This is a genomic window from Allohahella marinimesophila (assembly GCF_039538005.1).
Taxonomy (GTDB): Bacteria; Pseudomonadota; Gammaproteobacteria; order Pseudomonadales; family Oleiphilaceae; genus Allohahella; species Allohahella marinimesophila.
Window position 1 is genome coordinate 497,554 of the sequence record NZ_BAABBO010000009.1, and the last position, 21,474, is coordinate 519,027.

Here is a 21,474-nt window from a genome sequence, read left to right on the forward strand (position 1 = left end):
CAGGGGGGCGCGCTTCGGGGGCGTAACTGCAAAAAGACCCAGGCGTAGGCAAGGTCTTCAGCTATGCGGCATACTTGACAGAAGATATACCAGATCGAGCTGGTGACGCAATTTCCTCCACGGCGACATGTGGATGCCCCGACACTGACCTATCAAGGATCCAGACATGCAGAATTCTCCCGCCCTGCCCTGCGATATCGTGCTTTTCGGCGGACTAGGGGATCTGGCGCAGCGCAAGCTGATTCCCGCGCTGTTTCAGCTCGATCAGTTCGGCCTCCTTCACAGCAGCGCACGGATACTGGTGATGGCACGCAAGACCATGACCACCGAGGCTTACAAGGCGCATACGCTGAAGCGCTGGCAAGGCATGGCCACATCGCTCACCGATGAGCAGCGCAACGATCACGACGCACTGGAGGTCTTCTTCAGCAAGGTGCAATACAGTTCGCTGGATTTCCAGACGCCAGCCGGTTACGAGGCTATCGTCGATTGGCTTCAGGCCAGGCCAGCTTCGACGAATGGTGAGGTCGGTGATAAACCAGTGCCACAGGTCTATTACCTGGCGACTCCGCCATCAGTGTATGGAGACATCTGCTGCCAGCTCGACAGGGCTGGCTGTATCTCTGAACGCAGCAGAATTGTGGTGGAAAAACCGATAGGTCACGATCTCGAGAGCTCCTGCGAAATTAATGAACAGCTGGCGACATTTTTTGACGAACGCCAGATCTTTCGCATCGACCATTACCTCGGCAAGGAGACCGTGCAGAATCTTATCGCCCTGCGCTTCGCCAACAATCTCTTCGCCAGTCAATGGAACCATGAGCAGATCAGCCACGTTGAAATCACGGTGGCTGAAAAGGTCGGTATCGAAGGCCGCTGGGGTTACTTCGACAAGGCTGGCCAGCTCAAGGACATGGTTCAGAACCACCTGCTTCAGGTGCTCTGTCTCATTGCCATGGACCCGCCAGCGGAACTCAGTGCTGATTGCATTCGCGATGAAAAGCTCAAAGTACTGAAGGCGCTGAGACCGATTACGCCAAATCAGATTGGCACCCATATCGTGACCGGCCAGTATACTGCAGGCACGGTCGACGGCGCACACGTTCCGGGTTATCTCGAAGAGGACGACGCCAACACCCACAGCAATACTGAAACCTTCATTGCACTGAAAGTCGAGATCGATAACTGGCGCTGGGCAGGTGTGCCATTCTACATGCGCACTGGCAAGCGAATGCCTTTGAAGTCTTCGGAGATCGTCATCCACTTCAAGCCAGCCCCGCATTACATTTTCGATCCTGATCAGAAGCACATGCTCGGCAACAAACTCATCATCCGGCTGCAGCCGGATGAAGGCATTTCCTTACGAATGCTCACAAAGGATCAGGGCCTCGACAAGGGCATGCGCCTGCATGAAGGCGTGCTGGAGCTGACCTTCTCTGAAGTATTTCAGTCACAGCGTACGCAAAGCGCTTATGAACGATTGCTGTGGGAAATCATCAAGGGGGAGCAGTACCTCTTCGTTCGTCGAGATGAGGTGGCCAACGCCTGGCGCTGGGTCGACAGCCTGGTGGAAACCCTCGCACACGCCAATGTGAAACCCAAGCGCTACAGCGCAGGCAGCTGGGGGCCGGTGGCCTCGATTGCCATGATCGCAATGGATGGACTGACCTGGTACGAGGACGCATAGCCATGACCCAACGCATCGAAACACTCGCCAACGGTAAAATCGAAGTACCTGAAACCACGAATTTCAGGGAGTTCCCCGACGCTCAGGGGCTGGCTGCTGCCCTCGCGGCAAAAGTGGCGAAGGTACTGAATGCGGCCATACAGGCCAATGGTTCGGCCACGCTGGCGGTCTCAGGCGGGTCTACACCGATTCCATTCTTCGAAGCCCTCAGTCAGACGCCGCTGCAGTGGGACAAGGTTCAGGTCCTTCTCGTCGACGAGCGCTTTGTAGCGACGTCTGACGACGCATCGAATACCCGTCTGGTGAAGCGAAGTTTGCTGAAGAATCTTGCCAGGCAGGCCAAGCTGATCGAAGTCGCGGTGGACGCGCCAGATGCAGAGGCCGCAGCCGAGGCGACAAACAGTCGCTACGCAACACTACACTGGCCACTGGATTGCTGTGTGCTGGGAATGGGGAATGACGGCCATACAGCCTCGCTGTTTCCTGGCTCGCCGCAACTGGCTTCGGCTTGCAGTGACACGACTACACGCTACTGCTGCATGGCCGAACCCACTGGCGCACCACATGCCCGGATCACCCTGACATTACCACGAATTCGCGCTGCGACCGCCCTGATTCTGCATATTGCAGGCGATGCCAAGCTTGATACCCTGCGCAAGGCCCTGGAAGACATGGCACAGCCAGAATTGATGCCGGTGCGCTATGTGCTCAACAGGCCCTTGAGTATATTCTGGAACCCGTGAGCAGGGGAGGTCCTCCTCACGGCATCGGGTCAGACCGAACGGTATTCCACCCGGTTATCGTGCATCACGATGCGAGCGCGGCCAGACAGCCAGTCGCGATCCTGTGGTGAAATGACGTACAAGGCCGCGATCAGCGCAAAATAAACGCCGAAGAGATAGCTGTAGCTGAAGGTGGCTATGGCAACGAAAATCAGTCCCAGTACCGTCAGGAAAAAACGCAGGCTCGCGGTTTCAAGCGGTGCGACATCGGCCAGTTTCTGCATTGACACCATCAGTTTGGCACAGCAGTAGACACTGAGAGTGAACACCAGCAGCAGCAGAACGCTGGCCCCGGAGAAGCCCTGGAAGATGCAGTTGATGATGGCGAAAATGACGGCAATCAGCGTCAGTCTGCCTGGAAATTTATCGGTCGTTTGCATGGATAAGTCCTGTCAGCGGTAGTGGTCTCAGGAGAGGGGTGGGCGCCGGGCCCAGCGTTTCAAAAGTATATCAGCTGGGTTTGCAAGGTGCCGAGCGCAGCATATTAAAATCAATTCAGACATTGTAGAATCCGCCAACCCTGAACGCAGCCAAGCGGTTTCAGGTCTGCACCCGGCTTCGCCAGAGGTATGGTTTGAATAGAATATCGCTTCTCCAGACTCAAAAATGGTTCCTGGTTCTCAAAGCCCTCGTACTGGGTGCCGCAGTGGCCATGATGAGCGCCTGCTCTGCGCTCGACGAAGTGAATGAGTTGCCGGTCTACCAGCCCCTCGAAGGACAGGATCCCACGGGATACTTCTCCGCTCGCACCGGCAAGGACCTGTTTGAAGTCGGCTTCCAGTCCGACCGTAGGCTTTCATTCGAACAGGTAGAAGCTTATGCCCTGGAACGGGCGGGGGAGCTCGCCGTGGCCAAGGGCGCAAGCAACCTCGATGTGCTCGCTCGGGAATGCGGCGAATTGGAGGTTCAGCGCGACATGCCTGCGATGGAATCCAGTCTGTCACAGCTGCAACCGACTGCTGGTACCATGATGCCGCAGCACACCATGGTCATCATGCTCAGAAGCTGTCGGCTAGCCGTCAGACTGCTCGGTGCCGACGAATAAGCCGGCACCACCATCACCCCTCTCATCGATAACAAGAAATAGCAGGCTCAAGTGAATCACGATCATTCCTTCAACAGTACAGCTCGCGTGCTGACTGAAAAGCGCTGGGCGCTGGCAATTGCCAGCTTTCTGGTCATTTTGCTCGCCGCTCTAGGCCTGCCAAAGCTGCAGTTCGAAAGCAGCTACAAGATCTTTTTCAGCCCCGATAATCCTCAGCTGATTGCGCAGGAAATGCTAGAGCGCACCTATACGAAAGACGATAGTGTCATGTTCGTCTTCGAACTGCCCGACGCTGAAGTCTTTACTGCAGGCACTCTGTCGATGATCAGGGACTTCACCGACGAAGCCTGGCAGATGCCCTATTCGCTGCGGGTAGACTCACTGACGAATTATCAGTACTCACGCGGTGAAGCCGACGATCTCATCGTGGAAGACTTCATCACGGAAGAGGTGCTGGAACCGGGCGAAAACCGCGAAGCAGCGCTGGCAAGCAAACAGGCCCTGGCCCTGGCCGAGCCCCAGCTGGTGCATAACCTGGTGTCTGACAAGGCGCATACAACGGCCGTGCTTGTTACCCTGCAATTGCCCGACCTGCAGATTGAAGCCGACGACGCGACCGCTGAGGTCGTGGCGCACGCGCGCGAACTTGCCGTTAAATACGAGGCTGCCTACGATGGTCTCAAGGTACACATGATTGGCCAGACCATCGTCAACGCCACCTTTGTGGAAATGTCCTCCTACGACTCGATGGTACTGATTCCGATCATGCTGCTGGTCATCATAGGTTTTCTGGTGCTTCTGCTGAAATCCGTCATGGGGACCCTGGCGACACTGGTCGTCATCATCAGTAGTGTGGTCTTCACTCAAGGTGTCACCGGCTGGATCGGCTACTCACTGAACCAGGTCAACGTCGCCAGCCCGATCATCATTCTGACGCTCGCGGTGTGTGACTGCGTGCATATTCTCAATACCTATTTTCACCAGTTGGCTGAAGGTGATCGAAAGCTGGCTGCGATGAAGGAAAGTCTGCGAGTCAACCTGAAGCCGGTCATTCTCACCAGTGTGACTACGGCCGTAGGCTTTGCGAGCATGAATTTCAGTGATTCGCCACCCTTCCGCGAGCTCGGCAATATCGCGGCCATTGGCGTTATGGCAGCCTGTATTCTTAGCCTCACACTGTTTCCAGCCCTTATGGTCATGCTGCCGGTCGGCAAGGCGGCACGCACCGAGGGCCGCTTCAAGCTCTCGCGTTTCGTGCCCAATCTGCTGCGCTTCGAAAATCTGTATTTCTACGGCTCGCTCGCCGTTGCAGCCATACTCATCGCCTTTCTGTTCAAGAACGAACTCAATGACGACACTATTGCCTACTTTCATGAAGAGGTGCCTTTTCGCCAGGCTGCGGATTTCACACAGGCAAACCTCACCGGCTTCGACACCATCAGCTATTCACTCGATAGTGGTAGCGAGAGTGGTGTCAGTGATCCAGCGTTTCAGGCCAAGGTCGACGCCTTTGCCGACTGGTACCTGGCGCAGCCGGAAGTGGTGCATGTGAGTGTCTACACCGACATCATCAAGCGCCTGAACAAGAATCTGCACGCGGATGATGAGGCCTATTACCGACTCCCCGAATCGAAGGAACTGGCGTCGCAATATCTGCTGCTGTACGAGATGTCGCTGCCATACGGGCTTGATCTGAATAACCAGATCAACGTTGACAAGTCAGCCTTGAAAATGACCGTGCGGATAAAGGATCAGAAGGCCCAGGAGCTGATCAATATCGAAGAGCGGGCCCAGGCCTGGCTTAGTGAAAACGCGCCGGAGCTGCAGACGCCGGGCGCCTCTATCTCCATCATGTTTGCACACATCGGGCAACGAAATATCAACAGCATGCTCATCGGCTCACTGATGGCGCTCGTGCTGGTGACACTGACGCTGATGCTGGCCTTGAAGTCGATCAAATACGGTTTGATCAGTCTGCTACCGAACGCCTTTCCTGCAGCGATCGCCTTTGGTATCTGGGGCATTTTTGTCGGGGAGGTGAACCTGGCTGTAGCTGTCATCTTCGCCATCACCCTTGGCATCGTTGTCGATGATACCGTGCATTTCATAACCAAATATCTGCGGGGCATCCGCGAGCATCTTATGAATGCAGAGCAGGCGGTCGGCTACGCCTTCGATATCGTTGGCAAGGCACTGATCATTACGACGGTGGTGCTGGCGGCGGGCTTCTTCGTGCTGAGTCAATCGAGCTTTGCGGTCAACTCGTCCATGGGCCTCATGGTCGCGATGACCATCATCATCGCGCTGATCTGGGACTTCATCTTCCTGCCGATATTGCTGGTCAAACTAGACCGTAGTCAGCGCACCCCGGTGGCTGAGCAGGAGCGTCCTGAAAGCCTCGGCGTCAATCGGGCGACTGTATAGGTAACCCTGGTAGTTGTCGCAGCCGTTATCTCTGAGCAGATCAAGATGGGGCTGCGTTTCCACGCCCTCTGCGACGACCTCGAGTTTCAGGTGGCGTGCTAGCCTGATGATGGTCTGGAGAATGGCGGCATCGTTGCTGGTAGCGTCAATAGCGTCCTTGACGAAGCTGCGGTCAATCTTGAGTACGTCGACCGGTAGCAGTTTCAGGTAGCTCAGTGACGAGTATCCGGTGCCGAAGTCATCGAGTGCAAAGCGTACACCCATGCTGCGCAGCGCTTCGATCTTCTGCATCGTGCCACGAATGTCCTGCATGACCGTCGACTCGGTGATCTCCAGCTCGATACTGGTGGGTTGAACGTCATACACACGAAGCCGCTGAATGATCTTCTCGACGAAGTTTTCGTCGAAAAACTGTGACGGACTGATATTGACCGACAGTCTGGCATCCTGTGGCCAGACGCCTTCACGCTGCCAATGCTGCAACTGTCCGAAAGCCAGATCGATCACGGCATCACCGGCTTCCAGCATGAAACCACTCTGCTCGAGCGCAGTGATGAAGACATCCGGATATACCATGCCCTTGGTGGGATGATGCCAGCGCAGTAAACATTCAGCGCCAATGATGGTGTTGTCGGATACCCGCACCAGCGGCTGAAAGTGCAGACAGAATTCGCTGTCTTTCAGGGCTCGTCGCAGGTCCAGCTCGAGGTCGAGTTGCTGACGTACCGCCAGTTTCATCGACTCGGTAAACATCCTGAAGACAGAGCCGCCCTGCTGCTTGGCCTGAAAAAGCGCAGTATCGGCAGAGCGCAACACCGATTCAGCCGAGCTGTCCGCATCGGGATACAGCGCGATGCCGATGCTACTGTTGATGTGAAATTCTCCGGCCTGAAGCGAAAACGCCCGCTTGAGCTCACGCAGGACGCTCTGTGCGATAAATTCTGCCCCAGTGGCTGCGTCAGAAGGCTGCTTGCCGAGATCAGGTGCCAGTATGCCGAATTCGTCTCCGCCAATGCGTCCGATCGTGATCTCTTCATGCAGCACCTGTCGCAGATGCCGCGCGACCTGCACCAGCAGTTCGTCACCCGCTGAATGTCCGAAGGAGTCATTGATGGTTTTGAAGCTGTCGAGGTCAAGAATCATGAAAGCGCCAAAGGAGACGTTGTTTCGGCTCCGGGTAATGTCGAAGCCCAACCTGTCCAGAGTCAGGCGGCGGTTGGGCATGCCGGTCAGTAGATCCTCGAAAGCCAGCTGATCGATCTTGTCCTGAGCCTGTATGCGATCGGTGACATCGTGCGCGATCACGAGTGTACAGTCGTGGCCAAGCGATTCCATCGGCAGCTGCATCGACTCTATCCAGCGGCTATCCCCGATGGCATTCGATAACAGCATCTTTTCATACTGCCGCGGCAGCCGCTTGTTCTCGCTTCGGGCATCTTTCAGTTTCTGCCGATAATGATCGTAGCGGGCCGCGAGTTGTTCAGCCTCGGCCTCATTGATTGGTCTTTGCAACTCGCTATGGCGCTTGCCGATAAGGACATCCATGTTGCTGCCATAAAATTCAGCAAATGCTCGGTTGCACTGCAGAATCGTGTCGTCTGCAGCACGTGCGAAAATCATGTGCGGCACCGTATCCATGATGAGCTTGAGCTGGGATGAGCTGTCCTTGACGTTGCGCTCGGCGATAGCGTGGGATGCCAGCAGCTCCTTCGTGCGAATAGCGAAGGCATTGAATGTGTCGGCTAGCTCACCAAGCTCGTCATTGGCATGGCGCGAGTCGACCGTCACTGGCGCGTGACCGATGTTGTCCGGGTCGACCGCTCGGATGGTTCGCGTCATTCTGTGCAAGGGCGATGTCAGCAGCCGCCTCAATGCATAGACCAGAATCAAGCCGAGTACGAGGCCCTTGATCAGCCCCGAAATCAACATGCGCCCAGCCCGACTGAAAAAGGGCATGTAGGCCTGGTTCATGTCGAACACCAGTCTCAGCTCGCCAGAAACGTTTACATTGTCGAGGTTGGCTGCTGAGAGAGGCGCAGCGATGAGCCGCTGTGGCTCGTTCAGCAGGCGTGTGACCAAGGTCGCAGCGGACGCCGTGGCAGGTTTTTCCATACCAGCCAGGGGTTGACCGAACTCGTCTATCACATGGGCAGCAATAATCGACTCGTGCAGAATCAGGCCTTCGACGACCTCTTTGGCCAGCTGAGGGTCGAGCGTTTGCAGGGCGCGCCTCGCAGGAGGGACGGCTGTGCTGGCGATCCGTGCGAAGAGTTCGTCAAGTGCACTACTGTGCTGCCGATAATCCATCGCAATCTGCACGACACTCAACAGCATGCCGAGTACGATTGAAAGTATCAGTATGGTTTTCGTCAGTTTCCAGGCCAGTCGCTGCCGTGCGGGTCCGGATGAGGTCATGTTGTCTGCTGCTTGAAGTTGAACAAGTCGGCCACTCAGTTTTCGGAGGCCAGGCATTGTAGTAAAGTGCTGGCGCTCATGGCCGGCCTGGTCGGATCACGCTCCGCGGATCTGATGAGTGACACCAGCGTCTGATTGATGGGGGCGTCCATATTCATCTCCTGTGCCAAAGCGACGATCTTTCCATTAATATAGTCCACTTCAGTTGCTCTACCCATCTTCAGGTCATCCTGCATCGAAGAAGACGCAGTATCACGAATGTTCAGGCTACTTTTGGCGACCAGCCGAAACAGCGGCGTTGGCAATCGTAGTAGACAGGGCAGCGTGGGAGGGTAGACGAGGCCGATTCTTGCCAGCCGGACCTTTCGCTGCCTGACCACTCCCAGCGCTTCCTCGACGGCCATCGCGACAGCGCGGCGATAGTCGCGTTGTAGCAACATCGCTTTCAATGGACGTCCCGACAGGGCATTCACTGCGTTATTGAGGTTCATCAGCAGCTTACTCCACTGCACCCCCTCTATGTTGTTCGTCAGGGTGATGCGCCAGCGCTCCGTGTCATAGATGGCCTGCGAGCTTTTCAGCACTTGCGTCAGTGCATGAATCTGCCGTGGCGAGCAGGCTTGGCTTCGAGGATCTTCCACCACAATATTGCCTCCTGTTGTCTGCTGAAACAGAAGGCTCCCATCGGCTTGCTCGATCTGGGCCACATTGAAGGGCACCATTCCGCCTAGCACAGTTTGGCTGCACTGCGCTCGCAATATGGCAGCGTTATCCACGCCATTCTGGAGGCTTACGATCAACGCGTCTTCAGGACAGTGTTGGCGAATGAGTTCGCCGCTGGCCACAGTATCGCCAGATTTGACACAGACCAACACCAGGCTGGCCGTCTGCAAGGCCTCGTGGCTGGAAGTGAATCGAAGTGTATCCGATGCTGACAGCGGGCGGTCCGGCTGAGAGGCCGCATTGGCCTGGATGCTGAAGCCAGCGTCGACGAATCGCGACTGAAGCCGCTGCCGTCCTACGAAGACAATGTCATGGTCGCGGGAGGCTACGTGATCGGCCGGATACTGTTGTCCAGCGGCCTTCGCCAGGCTGAGGCCGGTGAAGCAGCCTATTGACCCAGCTCCGAGAATACAAATTGCCATAGTGACCTGTCGAGCTTGTGAGATAGCGCGAGCAAGTGTTTGATTTTGCGACCTCGGGAACTACTTAATCAAAATGGGGCGGGCGAATCAAGTTTAACGTGAAGGGATAGGGCAAATAATAGAATGTGGACAGTGATAAAATATTCCGACGCTGGCAGATAGTTGAATATCAAGAGACTTTTCTTGGGGGGGCGAATAGCCTGCGGACGCATTCTGTCCGGTCTCATGGCCGTCGAAGGCGATGTGTTAGATCACAATGCTCTGACGGACCTGCCTTCCTGTCACGAATGTAATATATAGAACTGGATTGTAGATTTGATGGTGTTCAGAGATCTGACACGTTAGATGACCCGCCAGACATTACCTGGCTGATTGCGTCCGCTTCTGCCATCAATACCAGCTCTCGCAAAGTAGAACCTTTGCTGCCTCGACGTTCAATCTGAGCAAGCTTGGCTTCGTACAATTTCTGTAACTTGTTGTACTGACAGTTCTTTTCCTGGTTCATCGCTGTATGCCCTCGGCTCACGATCATTTTTCCTGATTTCTGCGTCTGTGCGGAAGTCAAATATTTGGCGCTTTGCGGCGCTGACTTCCTCTTGCCGATATATCAAGCAACGAGCCTGCCAGAAGATCAGCCTTTTGTACTATGTAGGTACTATTGGCAGCGTTGCTGTGACAAAGTTGGCAAGACAATAGTAGTGGTCTGACCACGCAGCAAGTGTTCAGGCAAAAAAAAGCGCCCGAGGGCGCTTCTTCAGCTTGGCGTGACGAGTCGGACTATCAGTTGGGGAGCGTCCCTTTAAGGGAGCGGCCTAAATCGACCGACCTTGTAAGGCCATCTGACGTTTCGCGAGCCTTTGCCGAGAGCGTGCCGAGATCATCGGAGGCGCGATCCAGACTTTGCCTGAAACCATGGCAGTCCTTGCCGACAGCCTTCGTTGCCTCGGCTGTGCTGTGAGCAGACCCCATCAGATCATTGATCGTGCGTACAGTTTCACCAGCTATGGTGACGCTGCTGCTGATGACTTCAGAGACTTCCTGCTGCTTCTGAATCACCTGACCAGAAATGTCGGTGATTTTCTTGATTTCGCTCTGGATTTCTTCAGCCGATTCGTTCGCCGTGTTGGCCAGCTGTCGCACTTCGTCAGCCACCACCGCGAAGCCACGACCATGTTCACCGGCTCTGGCTGCCTCAATAGCGGCATTGAGTGCCAGCAGGTTGGTCTGATCGGCGATGGCCTTGATGGATTCCACGAGCTGATTAATGGTCTTGTTACTGTTCTCGAGCGAGAGCAGCAATTGTGTGAACTCGGAGATATAGCGCGATGAGACTTCAATATTGGAGGACAGCTGCTTGATGTCGGCGATACTCTGTCGCGCGGTGTCAACGGTCGCTGAAGCATTGGTGCTGGCATGTTCTGCACTGTCACTGAGATGACCAGCATGACTAACGGCCGCATTCAGATCGCCCTGAAGCGAATCGATGGCTGCAGCATTATCCGCTTGGAGCTTGCTGACAGGCTCGAGAAGCTGCAAAAGTTCGGACGCCGCTTTGCCAGGCTGTGTCGCCATAAGGCTATCGAACTGCTGCGCTTTCTTCTCGAGCAGGTTGAGTTGTGCCAGCTCGACAACCTTTTCGTGTGTACCTACCTTGACCTTGCCAAATCCAAACATGTCACATTGCTCCGCACGCAGCCGCAGCACCGCTGCGAAAAGAAAGTCCAGTACGCCTGTTTGAGCATAGTGTAGACAATCATTCCAATAGTCGTACTGCGTGCGAAGCTCTGGATTGTTTAAATTTGTTGAGCGGATTTGCCGCGACCGAAGAGACGTCTCATGCCCAGCGCAGCCATACCGATACTGAACAGCGCAAGTGTGCCGGACACTGGAACAGGATTCGGCTCTTCACCGGTGTCGGCCACTGTTACCTGTAGTCCATCAATCTTGAACTGGTCGTTTCCGGTGCTGAAGCCAGCGCTACCGAAAGCAGGGTTATAGGCACCGATCAACCAGGTTGAGGCCACGAAATTCTGTGCGTTGATAGCAGTATTCGAAACATTGGCGTATTGACCAACGAGTGACCAGCCTGACGCGCCGAGGTCGCTATAAGTGTCTGCACTGCTGAAGCCCGAGAACTGGCCACCATTGAAGCCCAGAACAGACATATCCGAATCCGTGCCGATCCAGCCCAAAGAAATACCGCTCAAGCTGACTTCACTGCTGAATGAGAGCAGAAGCATGTCATAGTCGGCCCAGCCTAAGAAGGAATCGGCCGAGTTGTCGATGCTATGCGCCGGGCTGTAGCAGGACGAGCCGACGACTTCATCCCGGTTACAGACGCCGAGACCATTCCAGGCGCCAATGCCCGCAGTACGGATTCTGTTGTCGAACAGGCCGCCAGTATCAGAAAAAGCTGTTACAGTCAGGTCAAGGCCAGAGACTTCATATGAAAGGCTGCTGTAGTACTTGCCGTAAGTAGTGCCTTGCAGCAAGTCGAAGCTGATGGCGGCGGCCTGAACGCTTGCGCAAGAAATGGCGGCAGCGATACCTGATGCGATGAGTATACCTTTCATTGAAACTTCCCCTTCATGACCTATATTTGAGACAGCAGAACCATTGAATGAACAACGATTCTCTTCATTGGCCCACTGGATACAGCGAACATGCCTCGAGATATGCATTAAAAGGGCCATATCTGAATTTATTATTGGAATCAATATGTTAAAATTTTTGTGTAAACTATATTGACGCATGTGTGTATAAAAAATAGACACGTTTCCAGGTGACTGTCGCGTCGGGAGGAGAGGTGAGCATGCTGTCAGATCGCGAGCGAAAATCGCAGCGGCGAAGAGAAAGAGTCGCGCTCTCCACCTCAGTGTCTTACATGCTGACCTGGCTCACCTTTGCCGTTGCCTGGGCGGTCGGGGTCTTTCCTGGCAAGCACCTGGCCATTTTGTTACTGATGACCGCGTTCGTGAGCATTGGCTTCTGGCTGGTGTTTCGCCTGAAGCTCAACCTGCGGTTCAGGGATAAAGACCTCACCGCCGAGCAAATGGCGCTATCGCTGATCCCGCCCCTGTACGCGCTGTTCTTTCTCGAGAATCCCCAGGCCCGAAGCAGCATTCTGCTCATCATCTTCATTCCGCTGGTGTATGGGATTCTGGGGCTGAGACGCCAGCAGTTCATACGAATCGGCATCCTGAATTTCCTCTTCTGTATCCTCCTGATCGGCAGTCTGTGGTGGCTCCGGCCAGCCTATGTCGATTTACGTATCGAAGCCGTTCAGCTCACGGCGCTCTTGGTCGTGATCGGGCAGTTGATCCTGATAGGCGGCTACATCAGTGAGCTTCGCAACAGGTTGAAAAAGAACAATATTCAGCTGGAGGAGGCGCTCGAAACCATTCAGGAAATGGCGAGTACTGATGAGCTGACGGGGCTGAGCAACAGACGTGCCCTGATGGAAAAGATTGAACAGGAGTTCAGTCGCTGTACGCGTGGTGGTCCTGGCTTCAGCGTCTGCCTCATTGATGTGGATTTTTTCAAGCGAATCAACGATACCTTCGGCCATCACGCCGGTGATCAAGTGCTCAGGGAACTGGCCCAGATGATGAAGGATTGTTTGCGCAAGATTGATTGTGTTGGCCGCTTTGGTGGCGAAGAATTCCTGCTGGTGCTGCCGCAAACCGCGCTTGAAGGCGCCGTAATGAAGGCAGAGCGTTTACGACAGGCCGTGGAAGGTATGCGTTTTGATTCGATCGAACAGGGTCTGACCATCACGATTTCGATTGGCGTTGCCCAGTACGACTGCAATGAAAACTTTGAGCAGACTATTGCCCGGGCGGACACTGCGCTATACGCTGCCAAGAACAGAGGCCGCAATCAGACCAGGACAGAGCTCGATATCGAGGCCTCCTCCGCACCCGCCTGACAGGAACATCTACAGCATGTCGGCTTTCGAACTCGTTTACTGGCACTGGCTGCTGCTGGGCATGATTCTCGTCATTGCCGAAGTCTTCATCGCCAGCTTCATATTCTTCTGGTTTGGCATTGCGGCCTTCGTCATGGCCGTTCTTCTGCTGTTTTCGCAGCCTACGCTTGAAATTCAGTTACTGATCTGGGGCGTTACTTCGCTCGGTCTGGTCGTGCTCTGGAATATCCTGTTGCGGCCGCGCTGGAAAGACCGCACGCGCTCTGGCATGGCCAGCGAGGCGCTCAAGGGGCAGGTTGGACAGGTCTATGAAGTTGAACTGGATCCCAGCCGTGGCAAACTCAGGTTCGCAGTGCCAATTCTTGGCGACGACGAGTGGCGTTTCCTGTCCCATACGACCTTTAGCGTCGGTGACCGCGCCCGTGTGGTCGATATTTCCGGCAATACGCTGGTGATCGAAAAGGTCGGCTGAAACGCCAGCTGACGGGTTGCTGTCCGTCATACATATTTTGCTTTTCGGTTAATCAGGAGATGAGATCATGGGTCAGGAATCGTTAATAGTCGTCGTCGTCTTTGTGGTGCTCGTCGGGGTCACCATTGCCATGGGTGTGCGTATCGTGCCGCAGGGCTACAAACACATCGTGCAGCGGCTGGGCAAGTATCAGCGCACATTGAACCCCGGTCTCAATCTCATCATTCCCTATGTCGACCAGGTGCCGTACAAGATCACCACCAAGGACATCGTGCTTGATATCCCGTCCCAGGAAGTCATCACGCAGGACAACGTCACCATCAAGGCAAACGCGGTCGCCTACATCAATATCGTTGCTCCTGAGAAGGCAGTCTATGGCGTCGAAGAATACGAGATGGCCATCAGAAACCTGGTGCAGACGGCGCTGCGCTCGATCATCGGTGAGCAGACGCTGGACGAAGCGTTGTCCTCACGGGACAAGATCAAGCTGCGGTTGAGAGAGTCGATTTCAGATGACATTGCTGACTGGGGCATCAACTTGAAAACTGTCGAGATCCAGGACATCAATCCTTCGACCACCATGCAGCTGGCCATGGAAGAACAGGCCGCAGCTGAGCGTCAACGACGGGCGACGGTCACCCGTGCCGAAGGGCAGAAGCAGGCCGCGATACTCGAAGCCGACGGTCGCCTCGAAGCGTCGCGACGCGATGGTGCTGCGCAGGTGGTGCTGGCCGAGGCCAGTGGTGAGGCGCTCGAACGTGTGGCCAAGGCAATAGGCAACCAGGATCTGCCCATCACCTATCTGTTGGGCGAAAAGTACATTGCGGCCCTGGCCGAGCTGTCCACTTCGGACAATGCCAAAACGGTCGTGCTGCCGGCTGATCTGCCTGCTGCGCTCAAGGGGTTCATCAATCGAAGCTGAGTTCACAGCGCGTAAGCCCGGAGCCTCTGGATGAGGGGCTATGGGCAACACGACGACAGTCCCGCCGGTGAGCTGAGCTTCAGGACACTGAAGTCGCTGCTGCCTTTCCTGGCCGACTTCCGTGGCCGAATAATCATCGCATTGCTTTGCCTCGTCGCGGCGAAACTGGCGACGGTGGCTCTGCCTTTCGTGCTGAAAGGCGTCGTCGATGATCTCGACCCCAGCCAGGTCGAAGACGCTGTGCTGATACTCCCGCTGGCGTTACTGATCGCCTACGGCGTTCTGCGCTTCGCAAATACCTTGTTCAGTGAGTTACGCGATACCCTGTTTGGGCGCGTGACCGAGCGAGCCATGCGTCATATCGGGCTACGGGTCTTCAGCCATCTTCATGCACTGGAACTGAATTACCACCTCAATCGCAATACCGGCGGAGTCGCCCGGGATATAGAGCGCGGAGTCAGTGGCGTCGGTTTCATACTCCGTTTCATGGTCTTCAACATCATTCCCACCATCCTGGAAGTGGCCCTGGTCATTGGTCTGCTGCTGATGCGCTACAACCCCTGGTTTGCGCTCATCATGCTGATTGCGGTGGTGGTGTACGTGACCTATTCAATCAAGGTGACCGAATGGCGCACCGAGTATATCCGCGAGGCCAATCGGGCAGACTCGCAGAGCAATACCAGAGCTATCGATAGTCTGATCAACTACGAAACGGTGAAATACTTCAATAATGAAGCCTTCGAAGCCCGTCACTACGACACCGATCTGGAGGCCTGGGAAAGTGCCCGTCGCAAGAACCGGCTGTCACTGTTTGCACTCAACGGTGGCCAGGCGCTGATCATCGGCTGTGCCATGACTGCCATGCTCATACTGGCGGCCAGCGAAGTTGTCGCCGGCAACATGACGCTGGGGGACTTCGTGCTGGTCAATGCCTTCACCGTGCAGCTGTTCATGCCCTTGAACTTTCTTGGCTTCGTGTATCGAGAGATGAAGGGGTCATTGGCGAGTATGGAGCAGATGTTTCGCCTGCTGGAGATCAAACCTGGCATCAGCGATGTCGAAGATGCCGAGGTGCTGAAACTGAGTGCTGGTCGCATTGAATTTAGGGATCTGGATTTCGGCTATCGCCCTGATCGGCCGATTTTGAAACAGTTGAATTTTACGGTGGAAGCGGGCACCAAGTTGGCAGTCGTGGGAGATAGTGGTGCGGGCAAGTCGACGCTGGTGAAACTACTGTACCGATTCTATGACCCGACGAGTGGACAGATTCTCATCGATGGTCAGGACATCCGCCAATGCACACAGGCTTCGGTCAGAGCGAACATCGGTATCGTTCCGCAGGACACGGTGCTGTTCAATACGACGCTTGGCGAGAATATTCGCTATGGACGCACTGATGCGACGGACGAGGAAATTGCTGAGGTCATCGCCATGGCGCATCTCGACATTTTCATCAAGGCGCTGCCTGAGGGGCTGGATACGCTGGTGGGCGAGCGCGGCCTCAAGCTCAGTGGTGGAGAAAAGCAGCGAGTCGCCATTGCGCGGACTCTGCTGAAGAATCCGGGCATCCTTGTGTTCGATGAAGCGACCTCGTCGCTTGACTCAAAGGTTGAGCGTTCCATCGTCGATGCGCTCAATGCCATGGCTACCGGTCGCACGACTATCGTGATTGCACACCGCCTGTCGACCATCGTCGATGCGGATGTCATCCTGGTGATGAGGAACGGACGCATCGTAGAGCGGGGCACCCATGCCACGCTATTGTCCACAGACGGGGTCTACAGTGAGCTCTGGCGCACGCAGGATGCTGCCAGAGCGCAGTAAGGCGTGGTAAACTGTTCGTTTTGCATGCACCGGATTTGCGGTCCGGCCTGCTGAACACCAAGTGAGATTGCCCATCATGTCCGATGAAAGTGTCCACGGTACGGTTCTGTCCAATGAACCTGCCGAAGCGCTGCCAATTACCGTAGCGGCGCTCTATCGTTTTATCGATCTGCCCGATTTTGAAAGCCTGCGTGAGCCCCTGCTGGAAGCCATGCGCGTTCACGAGGTCCGTGGGACGCTGCTGCTGGCTGCGGAAGGCATTAACGGCACCGTTGCCGCCGCCCATGCCAGCATGGATGCCTTTCTCAAGTGTCTTCAGGCTCAGGCGCCCTTCGCAGCAATGACGGTGAAGCGTTCCTATTGTGCCGAGCCGCCTTTCTATCGCTCCAAGGTCAAACTCAAGCGTGAAATCGTGACTATGGGCGTGGACACTGTCGATCCAAAGGAAGTAGTTGGCACCTACGTCAAACCGAAGGACTGGAACGATCTGATCAGCGATCCGGATGTGCTTCTGATCGATACGCGTAACACTTATGAAACCCGAGTGGGCAAATTCGAAGGCGCCGTCGATCCGGGCACCGATTCATTCCGCGCGTTTCCGGCGTATGTCGAAGCCAACCTGGATAAGCAGGTTCACCGGAAAGTTGCCATGTACTGCACTGGTGGCATTCGCTGCGAAAAGAGCACAGCCTATCTCAAGCAACAGGGTTTCGAAGAGGTCTATCACCTCGAAGGTGGCATCCTGCGCTATCTCGAGGAGGTGCCGGAAGCTGAAAGCCTGTGGCGCGGGGAGTGTTTTGTCTTCGACAATCGGGTAACGGTTGATCATCAGCTGAAACAGGGTTCCTACGACCAGTGTCATGCCTGCCGTATGCCGGTGACAGCGGAAGAACAGCAGGACGAGCGCTTCCAGCCAGGCATCAGCTGCCCACACTGTTTCGACAGCATAGCGCCAGAGCGTCGCAAGCGCTTCGAGGAACGAGAGAAGCAGATGCGACTCGCCAGCAGTCGTGGCGAAGCGCATATCGGGCTCGATGCTGCGGACACGCTGGCGAAGAAGCAGGCTGAAAAGCGCAGACAGGCCCGGGAGAAAGCCTTGCAGGTTGAGCAGGCCGATGCCGGTGACGGGAACCGCGCCGGGTGCTGAGCTATCAGCATGCCTACCATGCCGGCAACTTTGCGGATGTACACAAGCACCTTCTGCTGACGCGGGTGCTCGCTTATCTCAATCAGAAGCCGGCTGGCTGGACCTGCTACGAGACGCATGCCGGCGATGGCATGTATGACCTCTCGAGCGCGGAGGCGCTCAAGACAGGCGAGGCAGATGCCGGAATCAAGCGGCTGCTGAGCGAGCGCGTCAGTGCAGGCCCGTTGCCCGAGATGATGCAGACCTATCTCGACATCGTACGCGCCCAGCTCGAGCAGCAACGCTATCCCGGGTCCCCAGGCATCGCGCTGGGCATGGCCCGCGAGCAGGACGCCCAAGTGCTGTGTGAGCTGCATCCTGCTGCCTTCGAGGCGCTGCGAGGCTGGGCGGGGACAGCGCGCCGCCATCAGGGTGCTCGGATCGCCGTTCACCAGCGCGATGGTTTCGAAGGTGTCGCTGCCCTCAGCCCACCTGCAGGCGGGCGTGGCGTCGTGCTCATCGACCCAAGCTACGAAATCAAGTCTGACTACGACACCATCCCGCAGTGGACCGATACCTTGCTGCAGAAATGGCGCGGAGCCGTGGTCATGCAATGGTATCCCATGCTGGCCAAAGCGGGGCAGGCCGAGATCCTTGCCGGCATGAAAGCGGCGTTGCCTGCGGCATCGGGTATTCGCTTGACGGTCGAGTGGCTGACGACTGGCGCAGCCGGAATGCGCGGCGACAGGACGCCTGGTATGTCTGGCAGCGGCATGGTCATCACCAATGCGCCGTGGACCCTGGCGGACGAGCTGGCTGGTATAAAAGACTGGTTGAACGAGCATCTTTCGATCGTTCAGCATATCGAGGTTCTGAACTGAGGTTGTCACTGTGACGAATCTGGAACAAGCGGTCGTGGTGATCACCGGCGGCGCCCGTCGTGTTGGGCTGCACTGTACCCGCACACTTCAGCGCCTGGGTTGCCAGGTGCATATCACCTATCGCAGCGAGCATGCAGAAATAGATGTCCTGCGGGCCGAGGGCGTGGTCTGCCACAGGGTCGACTTCGAGGATGAAGACAATTTCGATGCCTGGCTGGAATATCTTCGAAAAGAGGCTCCGCCCTTGCGTGCGCTGGTGCATAATGCCTCGCTCTGGCTGCCCGACTCCGAGCCATCGACCGATTTCCAGACCACGATCCGTAGAATGAACCGGATTCACTGCGAGGCGCCCTATCTGATGAATATGGCTGCCGCAGAGCGTTTGCGACTTGGCGGCAACCCGCTCAGCGATATCGTGCATATCACCGATTATGTCATTGAGAAAGGCAGCGACCACCACATTGCCTACGCGGCCAGCAAGGCTGCGCTGGACGGCATGACCAGAAGTTTTGCCAAGCGCTTCGCACCGCACATCAAGGTCAACAGCATCGCGCCATCACTGCTTATGTTCCAGGCCGATGATGATCTGGAGTACCGGAGAAAGACGCTGGCCAAATCGGCGCTGGGCGTAGAGCCTGGGCCTCAGGTCGTAGTCGATGCCCTGCTTTTCTTGTTGAACAACGATTACATGACAGGCCGGGTGATCGCACTCGACGGCGGTCGAAACATACGCTGAGCCCGGCTTTCCGGCCGCGATGCATCATTAGTACACTACCCGCTGCATAGGCAGTGACCTGAACCAGGAGCCTAGAATGAGCGACACGCTTGCAGGACATTACAAGAGTATTCTCGAACTCATCGGTGAGGACACCTCACGTGAAGGCCTGCGCGACACGCCTGCAAGAGCAGCGAAGGCCATGCAGTACCTCTGCAAGGGTTACGGCGACAGCCTGGCTGAGATCGTCAACAACGCGATCTTCGAGTCGGATACCGAAGAAATGGTGGTAGTGAAGGACATCGAGCTGTATTCGCTGTGCGAGCACCATCTGCTGCCATTCATCGGACGCTGTCATATTGCCTACATTCCTAACGGCAAGGTGCTCGGCCTGTCGAAGTTCGCCAGGATAGTCGACATGTTCGCGCGACGGGCACAGATACAGGAAAATCTGACCAAGGAGATCGCTGAAGCGGTTGAGCAGGTCACAGGTGCGTACGGCGTAGGGGTCATTATCGAGGCAAAGCATCTGTGCATGATGGCTCGCGGTGTCGAGAAACAGAACAGTTCCATGATGTCGTCGGTCATGCTTGGCTCGATTCGAACCAATCCAGCCACGAGAACCGAATTTCTGACATTGGTAAAGATGAACAAATAGCAGGCGAAAAAAAGGGCGCTGAGCGCCCTAACACCTGTTTGACTGGTTTTGACCTGAACACTAGCGGTAATACATGCTTCCGAGGTAGTTCACCAACTCGGCAATGTTTTTCTGGTCATCCGGGCATTGTGGGACGCAGACTCCACCCTTCTGGTTGCCCTGGCGTTTGCTGCCACTGTCCATGCGCGCTTTACGCTTATCTGACGGCAGTGACGCCTGCTGTGTATGTGTACTAGCCATAAAGCACCTCCATTAATTGAGTCTCCATACTATGCGGTCTTTGCGGTATCGGCTTGACGAACGGTTGCTGTGTTTTGACAATTTGTTGCAAGATGCAGATTACGAGAACTAGGTGATGGCAGAACAGGAGCGTGACAGTAACAGGTGACAGATAAAGGGTCTCGACAGAAACCGGTCAGCTCAAAGCGCGCTGTACCCTCGGTAGCAGCGGCGTCTATCCAGAGCGTTTGCGTCTATCTGGAGTCGCAAAACTACAGTCTTGATGAGTGGCGAGCCAGTCATGGCCTCTCGCGTGAAGAAGTCATGGCGCCAGATGGCCGTTTTCAGCTCACTGTGCTGCATGATGTGCTCGATTACGCGGTGTCCGTGACGAAAAATCCCTGTGTCGGTTTGCTGATCGGTGCTGAGATCAGCACCTCGAGCATGGGGGTCATCGGCCATATTCTCTTCAACAACCGAACGCTCGGAGAGGCGCTTACTCAGTATGTTCGTCTCGCTGCACTGGTCAACGAGGGTCTGGCCATCGAGCTGGAAGTGGACGATGGCGAAGCCATAGTGTCCTTCGAATATATACAGCCGGCGCTGTATCACGCAGTCAATATCGACAGAATGCTGGTGCAGACAGTGGCCCGTGCCAAGAAATACGTCAGTGAGCAGGTCTTTATGACCAGGGTCGGCTTTCACCACGAGGAGCCAGCAAGCCGATTGCCCTACGATGAATATTTCGACTGTCCCCTGAATTTCTCTGAGCCGCGCTCGTACATAGCCTTTGATCACAAGTTTCTGGATTTTGAGCTGCCGCAGCGCAATCCCTACTTGCATCAGGCCCTGTCTCGCCAGGTAGAAAGTCTGTTGGGTCGTCTGCGTCAGCATCGCAGCCTGAGTGCCCGAGTGCGTCATCTCATCAGCGGTCGGCTAAGCCAGGGCGATTTCGATGCCGAGGCTATCGCCAGTGAACTCTGCATATCTCGCCACACTCTATATCGCCGCCTGAAGGCCGAGGGCAACTCCTTTCACGATATCATTGAGAGTGCCAGGCGTGACAAGGCCGTGGCCTACTTGCGAAAGAACAAATATGCGCTGAGTGAAATCGCCTTTCTTCTGGGATTCTCCGAGCTGAGCGCATTCAGCCGGGCGTTCAAGCGCTGGACAGGACAGAGCCCTGCCAGTTACCGGCGCAGCAATGGCTCAGGCCCCGCCAAGCACTGAA

At 55.7% G+C, this 21,474-nt stretch carries 19 protein-coding genes; 13 read left to right on the forward strand and 6 right to left on the reverse strand.

What is annotated here, in order from left to right; all coding sequences use genetic code 11:
- The first annotated feature begins 166 nt into the window (after positions 1-166).
- Together zwf and pgl are read left to right on the forward strand one after the other, a co-directional pair.
- A complete protein-coding gene (gene zwf, locus ABD735_RS10955; protein WP_344806257.1) occupies positions 167-1,687 on the forward strand; it encodes a glucose-6-phosphate dehydrogenase in 1,521 nt (506 codons plus the stop codon).
- A 2-nt stretch (positions 1,688-1,689) separates the two neighbouring features.
- Complete coding sequence (pgl, locus tag ABD735_RS10960) at positions 1,690-2,430, forward strand: 6-phosphogluconolactonase (RefSeq protein WP_344806259.1); 741 nt, start codon at positions 1,690-1,692, stop codon at positions 2,428-2,430.
- A gap of 29 nt (positions 2,431-2,459) precedes the next feature.
- Here the strand turns inward: pgl and ABD735_RS10965 are convergent, their stop codons facing one another.
- Positions 2,460-2,849 (reverse strand): hypothetical protein, encoded by a 390-nt coding sequence (locus ABD735_RS10965; RefSeq protein WP_344806261.1) that lies wholly within the window; start codon positions 2,847-2,849, stop codon positions 2,460-2,462.
- 194 nt (positions 2,850-3,043) lie between these two features.
- On the opposite strand from ABD735_RS10965, the gene ABD735_RS10970 reads away from it, so the two are divergent.
- Together ABD735_RS10970 and ABD735_RS10975 are read left to right on the forward strand one after the other, a co-directional pair.
- A complete protein-coding gene (locus tag ABD735_RS10970) occupies positions 3,044-3,514 on the forward strand; it encodes a CC0125/CC1285 family lipoprotein (protein ID WP_344806263.1) in 471 nt (156 codons plus the stop codon).
- A 51-nt stretch (positions 3,515-3,565) separates the two neighbouring features.
- Positions 3,566-5,938, forward strand: coding sequence for an efflux RND transporter permease subunit (locus ABD735_RS10975; RefSeq protein WP_344806264.1), 2,373 nt, complete (start codon positions 3,566-3,568; stop codon positions 5,936-5,938).
- Here ABD735_RS10975 and ABD735_RS10980 read toward each other — a convergent pair.
- The 4 genes from ABD735_RS10980 to xdp1 form a co-directional block, all read right to left on the reverse strand.
- Positions 5,861-8,353, reverse strand: coding sequence for an EAL domain-containing protein (locus ABD735_RS10980; RefSeq protein WP_344806266.1), 2,493 nt, complete (start codon positions 8,351-8,353; stop codon positions 5,861-5,863). The two genes, ABD735_RS10975 and ABD735_RS10980, sit on opposite strands and share 78 nt — an antisense overlap.
- Before the next feature lie 35 nt (positions 8,354-8,388).
- The gene (locus tag ABD735_RS10985) at positions 8,389-9,498 is read right to left on the reverse strand and encodes a 2-dehydropantoate 2-reductase (protein WP_344806268.1); all 1,110 of its coding nucleotides are present in this window, start codon (positions 9,496-9,498) and stop codon (positions 8,389-8,391) included.
- A gap of 780 nt (positions 9,499-10,278) precedes the next feature.
- Positions 10,279-11,172 carry a methyl-accepting chemotaxis protein gene (locus tag ABD735_RS10990; protein ID WP_344806270.1) on the reverse strand — a complete coding sequence of 298 codons (894 nt, stop codon included), beginning with the start codon at positions 11,170-11,172 and terminating at the stop codon, positions 10,279-10,281.
- Between the two features lie 119 nt (positions 11,173-11,291).
- Positions 11,292-12,071 carry an exosortase-dependent surface protein XDP1 gene (gene xdp1, locus ABD735_RS10995; RefSeq protein ID WP_344806271.1) on the reverse strand — a complete coding sequence of 260 codons (780 nt, stop codon included), beginning with the start codon at positions 12,069-12,071 and terminating at the stop codon, positions 11,292-11,294.
- A gap of 239 nt (positions 12,072-12,310) precedes the next feature.
- Here xdp1 and ABD735_RS11000 point away from each other — a divergent pair, with 239 nt between their 5' ends.
- From ABD735_RS11000 to folE, 8 genes are all read left to right on the forward strand, one after another.
- On the forward strand, positions 12,311-13,426 hold the full coding sequence (locus ABD735_RS11000) for a GGDEF domain-containing protein (protein WP_344806273.1): 1,116 nt from the start codon (positions 12,311-12,313) through the stop codon (positions 13,424-13,426).
- 16 nt (positions 13,427-13,442) lie between these two features.
- On the forward strand, positions 13,443-13,898 hold the full coding sequence (locus ABD735_RS11005) for an NfeD family protein (protein ID WP_344806275.1): 456 nt from the start codon (positions 13,443-13,445) through the stop codon (positions 13,896-13,898).
- A 67-nt stretch (positions 13,899-13,965) separates the two neighbouring features.
- Positions 13,966-14,820 (forward strand): SPFH domain-containing protein, encoded by an 855-nt coding sequence (locus ABD735_RS11010; RefSeq protein ID WP_344806277.1) that lies wholly within the window; start codon positions 13,966-13,968, stop codon positions 14,818-14,820.
- A 30-nt stretch (positions 14,821-14,850) separates the two neighbouring features.
- Positions 14,851-16,644, forward strand: a complete 1,794-nt coding sequence (locus ABD735_RS11015) for an ABCB family ABC transporter ATP-binding protein/permease (protein ID WP_344806279.1) — start codon at positions 14,851-14,853, stop codon at positions 16,642-16,644.
- A gap of 76 nt (positions 16,645-16,720) precedes the next feature.
- Positions 16,721-17,791, forward strand: coding sequence for an oxygen-dependent tRNA uridine(34) hydroxylase TrhO (trhO, locus tag ABD735_RS11020; RefSeq protein WP_344806281.1), 1,071 nt, complete (start codon positions 16,721-16,723; stop codon positions 17,789-17,791).
- A complete protein-coding gene (locus ABD735_RS11025; protein ID WP_344806283.1) occupies positions 17,785-18,651 on the forward strand; it encodes a 23S rRNA (adenine(2030)-N(6))-methyltransferase RlmJ in 867 nt (288 codons plus the stop codon). The genes trhO and ABD735_RS11025 overlap by 7 nt, the downstream gene beginning before the upstream one ends.
- 10 nt (positions 18,652-18,661) lie before the next feature.
- Positions 18,662-19,387 carry a dihydromonapterin reductase gene (gene folM, locus ABD735_RS11030; protein ID WP_344806285.1) on the forward strand — a complete coding sequence of 242 codons (726 nt, stop codon included), beginning with the start codon at positions 18,662-18,664 and terminating at the stop codon, positions 19,385-19,387.
- A 76-nt stretch (positions 19,388-19,463) separates the two neighbouring features.
- Positions 19,464-20,024 (forward strand): GTP cyclohydrolase I FolE, encoded by a 561-nt coding sequence (folE, locus tag ABD735_RS11035; protein ID WP_344806287.1) that lies wholly within the window; start codon positions 19,464-19,466, stop codon positions 20,022-20,024.
- Positions 20,025-20,084: 60 nt separating this feature from the next.
- Here the strand turns inward: folE and ABD735_RS11040 are convergent, their stop codons facing one another.
- On the reverse strand, positions 20,085-20,264 hold the full coding sequence (locus tag ABD735_RS11040; protein WP_344806289.1) for a hypothetical protein: 180 nt from the start codon (positions 20,262-20,264) through the stop codon (positions 20,085-20,087).
- Between the two features lie 144 nt (positions 20,265-20,408).
- On the opposite strand from ABD735_RS11040, the gene ABD735_RS11045 reads away from it, so the two are divergent.
- Entirely contained in the window at positions 20,409-21,473 is a 1,065-nt protein-coding gene (locus ABD735_RS11045) for an AraC family transcriptional regulator (protein ID WP_344806291.1), read from the forward strand.
- Position 21,474: the final 1 nt, after the last annotated feature.

What these genes read in the sequence shown, in the direction of transcription:
- ABD735_RS10985 (WP_344806268.1), bottom strand. Translation starts at nt 9,498, where the DNA reads ATGGCAATTTGTATTCTCGGAGCTGGGTCAATAGGCTGCTTCACCGGC.
- ABD735_RS11010 (WP_344806277.1), top strand. Translation starts at nt 13,966, where the DNA reads ATGGGTCAGGAATCGTTAATAGTCGTCGTCGTCTTTGTGGTGCTCGTC.
- ABD735_RS10980 (WP_344806266.1), bottom strand. Translation starts at nt 8,353, where the DNA reads ATGACCTCATCCGGACCCGCACGGCAGCGACTGGCCTGGAAACTGACG.
- ABD735_RS11015 (WP_344806279.1), top strand. Translation starts at nt 14,851, where the DNA reads ATGAGGGGCTATGGGCAACACGACGACAGTCCCGCCGGTGAGCTGAGC.
- ABD735_RS10965 (WP_344806261.1), bottom strand. Translation starts at nt 2,849, where the DNA reads ATGCAAACGACCGATAAATTTCCAGGCAGACTGACGCTGATTGCCGTC.
- ABD735_RS10990 (WP_344806270.1), bottom strand. Translation starts at nt 11,172, where the DNA reads ATGTTTGGATTTGGCAAGGTCAAGGTAGGTACACACGAAAAGGTTGTC.
- zwf (WP_344806257.1), top strand. Translation starts at nt 167, where the DNA reads ATGCAGAATTCTCCCGCCCTGCCCTGCGATATCGTGCTTTTCGGCGGA.
- trhO (WP_344806281.1), top strand. Translation starts at nt 16,721, where the DNA reads ATGTCCGATGAAAGTGTCCACGGTACGGTTCTGTCCAATGAACCTGCC.
- pgl (WP_344806259.1), top strand. Translation starts at nt 1,690, where the DNA reads ATGACCCAACGCATCGAAACACTCGCCAACGGTAAAATCGAAGTACCT.
- xdp1 (WP_344806271.1), bottom strand. Translation starts at nt 12,071, where the DNA reads ATGAAAGGTATACTCATCGCATCAGGTATCGCTGCCGCCATTTCTTGC.
- ABD735_RS11005 (WP_344806275.1), top strand. Translation starts at nt 13,443, where the DNA reads ATGTCGGCTTTCGAACTCGTTTACTGGCACTGGCTGCTGCTGGGCATG.
- ABD735_RS11000 (WP_344806273.1), top strand. Translation starts at nt 12,311, where the DNA reads ATGCTGTCAGATCGCGAGCGAAAATCGCAGCGGCGAAGAGAAAGAGTC.
- folE (WP_344806287.1), top strand. Translation starts at nt 19,464, where the DNA reads ATGAGCGACACGCTTGCAGGACATTACAAGAGTATTCTCGAACTCATC.
- ABD735_RS11040 (WP_344806289.1), bottom strand. Translation starts at nt 20,264, where the DNA reads ATGGCTAGTACACATACACAGCAGGCGTCACTGCCGTCAGATAAGCGT.